Origin of the sequence: Arachidicoccus sp., assembly GCF_050436765.1 — a bacterium.
GTDB lineage: Bacteria > Bacteroidota > Bacteroidia > Chitinophagales > Chitinophagaceae > Arachidicoccus.
The window spans coordinates 1-6,003 of sequence record NZ_JBNQGD010000047.1; the positions used below are offsets into that span (position 1 = coordinate 1).

Below are 6,003 nucleotides of genomic sequence, written 5' to 3' on the forward strand. Positions count from 1 at the left end.
CCATCACAGGTAAACAACCTGTACCTAACCTCTGTAAAACTACAATAGAACTGACAAGCAAAATCGCCATAAAAATAAAGCTATATATAGGCCGCCTGATAAAAAACCCTACCCATTTCCTTTCTTTTATTTCATGGACAATTTGCTTTTGGGGTTTTGTTTTTTTGTTCTTCGACAAAAACAGATAAACCACCGGAAGCAATACCCAGGTAGCAAAGAAGGAACAGATTAAAGTAATAATCATTGTGTTGGTCATTACTTTAAAATAAGCACCGGCAACACCAGTCATCAATATAAAAGGAATAAAAATAACGATGGTGCTGATAGACGAACCAATCATCGCTTTCAATAGATATTTGATAGCTTTCTGGACAAGTTTAGGCGCAGATTCATCCGGATGTTCTTCGTGCGTTCGGTGTATTTGCTCCACGACCACAATGGCATCGTCAATGATTAAACCAATAGCGGCAGCAATAGCCCCCAGCGTCATTATATTGAAGGTCTGCCCGGTAAAATATAAAGCCAGTAAAGTCAGACTTAGTGTAATTGGAATAGTAATTAAAATTGTCGCACTTGCTTTGCCGGATTTTAAAAATAGAATAGCAACGAATACCGCTAAAATCAGGCCTATCCATAGTGCATCCGTAACACTTTTTACTACATCATTGACAAAGCTGGCCTGTACATAATAGGGTTTGATAACCACGTCGTCGGGCAATATCTTCTTTAATGCAGCGAGTTGCTTTTGCATATTAGCAGAAACATCAATCAAATTGGCATCTGGCTGTTTAATTACACCAATCAACACACTTTCTTTGCCATTTGCATTTACTTTGATGTATGATTTAGCCGGATGAACGACAACGGTGGAAATATCATTTAAGGTAATAACCCGTTTCCCATCATTTTTAATAACCGTATTCTGCAACTGGCTTACGTCATGCATTTGTGCATCTGTAATGGTCAGATACATCAATCGATAATCAGACAAATAACCGTTGGAACGAATGAAATTGGTATTATTTAAACTTTGCGCAACTATTTCAGGCGTGATGCCGAGGTGGCTCATTTTTTCCTGATTTAATATAACCCAGTATTCTTTGTCTTGCCCACCCATAACACGTATATCGCTTACACCTTGCACTTGCGAAAGAAAGGGTTTGACGGTATAAAGTGCCAACTGCTTTAGCTCCATCGGGCTTCTGGTCTTGCTATCGAGCGAATAGCCACTTACAGGCAGGATAGAGGGATTCATTTTTTCTACAGAAATGCTTACTCCCGCCGGTAAGTCATTTCTAATTTGATTGATGCGCGCTTCAATTTGTTGCTTGCTTAAATCGATATTCACATTCCAATCCATAAATGCCGAAATTTCACAACTGCCCCGGCTGGTAGTGCTGTGTATTCGTATTAGCCCTGGCACTTGCTTGATGGCATTTTCCAGCGGACGTGTAACCGCAACCGTCATTTGATTTACCGGTTGCTGGCCTGCGTCTGCAATAATTTTTATTTTAGGAAAAGTGATTTCAGGAAATAAAGAGGTTTGCATTTTGGTAAATGCAAATACACCGCCCATCAAAGTCAAAATAATGACGACAATTAAGGGGTTTTTATATTTATAAAAGAAAGGCTCTTGCATTATTTTTGAATTGAAACGCTTGCTGTGTCGCCCAAACCGTAACCTCCCCGACTTACAAAGCGCTCGGTTTTAGAGATTTGTGGCGCTATTATTTCTACACGACTATCATTTTCTAGTCCCTTTTGAATATTTATTTTAACGGCTGTAGAATCGTTGAGTAATTTCATTACCCAAAATTGTTGTTGTGTTTCGTCCGTAAAAACTGCCGATTTGGGGAGCGAAAGATGCGTAGAGGCATTTTTCAACAGCTCAACCTGCGCTATTAAATTCTCAGGAATATTATAGTTTCCTTTGATTTTGATCAGTACTTTTTGCGTTTGAGAAACACTGTCTACCTCAGGCATTATTTGCGCAACATAACCTTGTAGTCTTGTACTGTCCGGTAAAATAATAGCAAGATCTTTATTCTTTAATAATAGCTGATGATCTTCGTAGGGCAGGTTTAACACAAAACCGAAACTGCTTCTATCGGCTAAAGTAACCAATGGTTCACCTTCCTGCACATAATCTCCGGACTGATGACTAAGTGCGACAACGATACTGTTGACCGGACTCTTTATTTTATTAATCCCCGAAAACTTAAAAGTCGAGTCCAAATTATTGATGGTATTACCAATACTTTTTGCTTCCTTGGTTTCTAAAACAAACAGCGTTTGTCCCGCATTTATTTTATCTCCAATATGAATATTGGAGCGAATAATATAACCATTGATATTGGCCTTTATATCATTTTTTAAAAGATAAGTCGCCACAGCATTTATGGAAATCTCATTTCTTATGATAGCCGTGTCCGGGTTTACAACGCTCACTGCCGCTATAGCCTTCGGAGCTGCATCCTCCGGTGCCGGGGTTGAACAAGCAGATAAAAAAATACAAAATGATAGAACCGCATATAGATATTTTTTGCTCATTTACAGTAAGATTAAATTGTTAAGCTGCGCTATTAAGAGCATTCTAGACAGATTATTTTGAATAATACCGGTGCGCAGGTCTAAATAATTATGGATGGACAATAGGTAATCGGTCATGCGTACATCTCCTGTTTCTAGTTGCTGCTTCTCCGCATCAATTAATGTTTTGGTGTATTTCATCTGCTGCTCCCCTTGTCTGATTAATTCTTCGTATTGCTGAATCTGCTGCTGCAATTGCAAAACTTTCTGTTGGTACTGCTGCTTGGCGAAGTCACGTTGCTTTTGTCGACTGTCTTCAAGTAATTTATTTTGCATAAGAGAGGCCTTTTTTTGTTTGCCGTCATAAATGGGCAACGAAAAGTTCAGCCCCACACTTAAGCCTAAATTTTTGTAAGGCACATCGACCAGAGAAGATTGATAGCCTCCATCTGCAAAGGCGCTGATCGTAGGTTTATAGTTCAGTCCGATAATTTTGGCATCATTACTATTTTTTAAACTATCGAGTCGGTAGGTTTTAGCATAGGCACTACTGTCGAAAGAAAACTCATTGGCAATTTGCATAGCTGGTGACTGCAAATTTTGAAAAGAAGAATCTTGTAGGCCGCATAAATAATTTAGGTTACCCAACTCATTCAAAGCCTGTGCCTTTAACTGGTCTTTTACCAGTTGCTGTTGTTGCAGTGAGACTTTAAAAGCCAGGTAATCTGTCTGTCTAAAAACTGAGGACCTCGCCAATTTGCGCAGCGTTGTGTCTTCTTTCTTTAGAAAGGATAGAATTTCATTGGCCAATGCTAATTGCTGTTGGCTACCATAACTAGTAATGTACTGCTGGGTAATGCTCTGCGCCAAAGCTTTTTCGCTTAGCTTAGATTGGTTGGCAGTAATGTCTTTATTAATCCTAAAACTTTGAAGTCTTGTATCCAAATTATTTTTACCAATAATGGGTTTTGTTACTACCATTAACGCACTTACATTTTGACCATTGGTAATTGCATTATCATAGCCCCAACCATGCACGACCGGCGCATAGGTGAGGTTCCCATTCGCCGCCACTTGAGGTCCGTAGCTTGCCTTTAACTTGATACTATCCCATCCAATGCTTTCTATCTGGTTTTGATAATTGCTAAGTAAGGGGCTGTTTATTTTTGCTTGCTGCAGATAATAAGGAAGATTTTTTGTTTGAGCTATTACTAAGAATGGCCAACAAAAAATGATGGAAATCATTAAAAAAAGCCGTTTATTCATTTTACAAAATTGTAATTGAAATCTGAAGATAAACTGAAGAAATAACTTCTTAGAATAAATTAATGCGGCGTTTTTTAACTCTTTGTTGAAAGCAGGACCATTGAATGCTGTTATCCTTAGCGAAAAATTCAAATTATCTTCAGAAAGGGATAATAATATTTGCGTAGACGCAATTAAGATTAAGAATTTTATGGGCTTCATTATTTGATAATAATTACTTCTTTCTCACGAAACATTGTTAAGAAAACATCATAATAATTTTGTTGTAGAAAGATAACACTCCTTTATTTAATTTCTATCCTATGTCTAACCCTCGATTTTCCCTAACCAAGAATTGGCTATATTTCTCCTTTTGTTTTCTATGGTTTATATGCATTGGCTATTGTGTGTTTTTTATAAACAAAGAAGAATCTTTTCTTTTTATCAATTACCATAGAAGCTTCTCACTGGATGTTTTAGGAACAGTCGCGACCTGTATTGGCGACGGGTCTTTTACCATTATTCTTGCATTTATTTTATTCCTATTAAAAAAAAGAAGGCTATCTTACTTACTGTTTATTAGCTATTCAGTTTCCGGAATTATCGCTCAAATAATGAAACACACCCACCCAATGTTAAGGCCTGCAGCCTGGTTTAATCATACGACAAAAATTTACACGGCAAGTTGGTCACACTTACATTCACTGGGGAGCTTCCCTTCCGGACATGCAACATCGGTATTCGCCGCAGCGACCATTATCGCCCTGTATTGCAAAAAACCTATATGGGGCATCCTATGTTTTTTGATTGCTTGTATTACAGCCTGGTCACGCATTTATCTGGGACAACATTTTGTGGAAGATATTTGGTATGGGTCGGTATTGGGTACCGTTTCAGCCGTAACTTGCTATTCTGTATATAATTATTTACTTTTTGTAAAACAAAATCATTTATTCCATCATAGTAAGCGTGTATAATAAGGAAGCATCCATAGGCAATAATTAAACGGTTACCAAAAGCTAATAACTATTTCAACAATGACTCATAACCGATCTTTTTCTCAGAAATTATTTTTGCTCATTATTTGTGCTACCGTTATTCGTTGTTTAGTCGCTTATTCTTTAAACTTAGGGAATGATGAAGTTTATTATTTCACTTACGCTTTACAGCCAGACTGGAATCATTTTGATCACCCACCTTTGGTAGGCATTTTTATTCGTTTTTTTACTGTCAATTTACATTATAGCAATCAATTTACCATGAGGTTGACCGCTATTATTGGTGCGGGCTTCAATACCTGGTTAATTGCCAGGTGCGGCTATTTGCTACGTAATGAGCGGGCCGGCTTTATTGCAGCTATCTTATACACAACTTCTATTTATACAAGTATTATTTCAGGCATATTTATTTTACCCGATTCTCCACAGGTTGTTTTTTGGATGATGGCTTTGTGGGTACTGATAAAATTAATACAAACCCCACAGCATAAAAATGTAAATGGCTGGCTACTGCTATTCGGACTTCTGGTGGGCATTACCACTATGTGTAAGATTCACGGCGTTTTTTTATGGATTGGTTTCGGTTTATACATTATCCTTCACGATAAAAAATGGCTATTCAATCCCTATTTGTACTTCTCCATTTTAATAACATTAGTCTGCATATCTCCCATTGTTATTTGGAATTACTACAATGATTTTGCCACTTGGCATTTTAATTCAAATAGAGTATCTATTGCTCATGCAAGTTTTAATTTAGATGCATTTATCACCACAACCATTGGTCAAATCGCCTACAATAACCCGATAAACGTAACCTTATCGTTTATAGCGGTAAGCGCCTTTATAAAAGGTAAAAAATTTATGCAGCGAGACCTGGGTAAATTATTGATGTATTGCGCCTTACCCATTATTGTTATTACTACCGGTCTATCGCTACTGCGTGACACGCTGCCTCATTGGAGTGGTCCGGGTTTTATGACGCTGTTGTTACCGACAGCTATTTTTGTAGAAAACAAAATAACAGAAGTAAATAAAATCTTCTATAAAAAAATATTAGATTTCAATATGGGATTTATCGCTATTGTTTTAATAACAGGGCTATTTGTCGTTCAGCTATATCCCGGAACAATGAGCCAAAAAGTCGCACCCGAAATTGGCGCCAATGACGTAACGCTTGATATGTATGGTTGGCAAACTTTGAAACCAATATTTGAAAAAATTAGAAATA

Annotated in this window: 5 protein-coding genes; 2 read left to right on the top strand and 3 right to left on the bottom strand. The window is 37.4% G+C overall.

Features of this window, described 5'->3' with window-relative positions; genetic code table 11:
- The 3 genes from ACQR30_RS01825 to ACQR30_RS01835 form a co-directional block, all read right to left on the bottom strand.
- Window positions 1–1,639 (bottom strand): efflux RND transporter permease subunit (locus ACQR30_RS01825; RefSeq protein ID WP_429730431.1); only part of this gene is annotated, 1,639 nt, incomplete at its 3' end.
- Window positions 1,639–2,550, bottom strand: coding sequence for an efflux RND transporter periplasmic adaptor subunit (locus ACQR30_RS01830; RefSeq protein ID WP_429730434.1), 912 nt, complete (start codon window positions 2,548–2,550; stop codon window positions 1,639–1,641). The genes ACQR30_RS01830 and ACQR30_RS01825, both read right to left, overlap by 1 nt.
- On the bottom strand, window positions 2,551–3,795 hold the full coding sequence (locus ACQR30_RS01835) for a TolC family protein (protein ID WP_429730437.1): 1,245 nt from the start codon (window positions 3,793–3,795) through the stop codon (window positions 2,551–2,553).
- A gap of 302 nt (window positions 3,796–4,097) precedes the next feature.
- Here ACQR30_RS01835 and ACQR30_RS01840 point away from each other — a divergent pair, with 302 nt between their 5' ends.
- Window positions 4,098–4,751, top strand: a complete 654-nt coding sequence (locus ACQR30_RS01840; RefSeq protein ID WP_429730439.1) for a phosphatase PAP2 family protein — start codon at window positions 4,098–4,100, stop codon at window positions 4,749–4,751.
- Window positions 4,752–4,811: 60 nt separating this feature from the next.
- A partial coding sequence (locus ACQR30_RS01845; RefSeq protein WP_429730442.1) for an ArnT family glycosyltransferase occupies window positions 4,812–6,003 on the top strand: 1,192 nt, incomplete at its 3' end.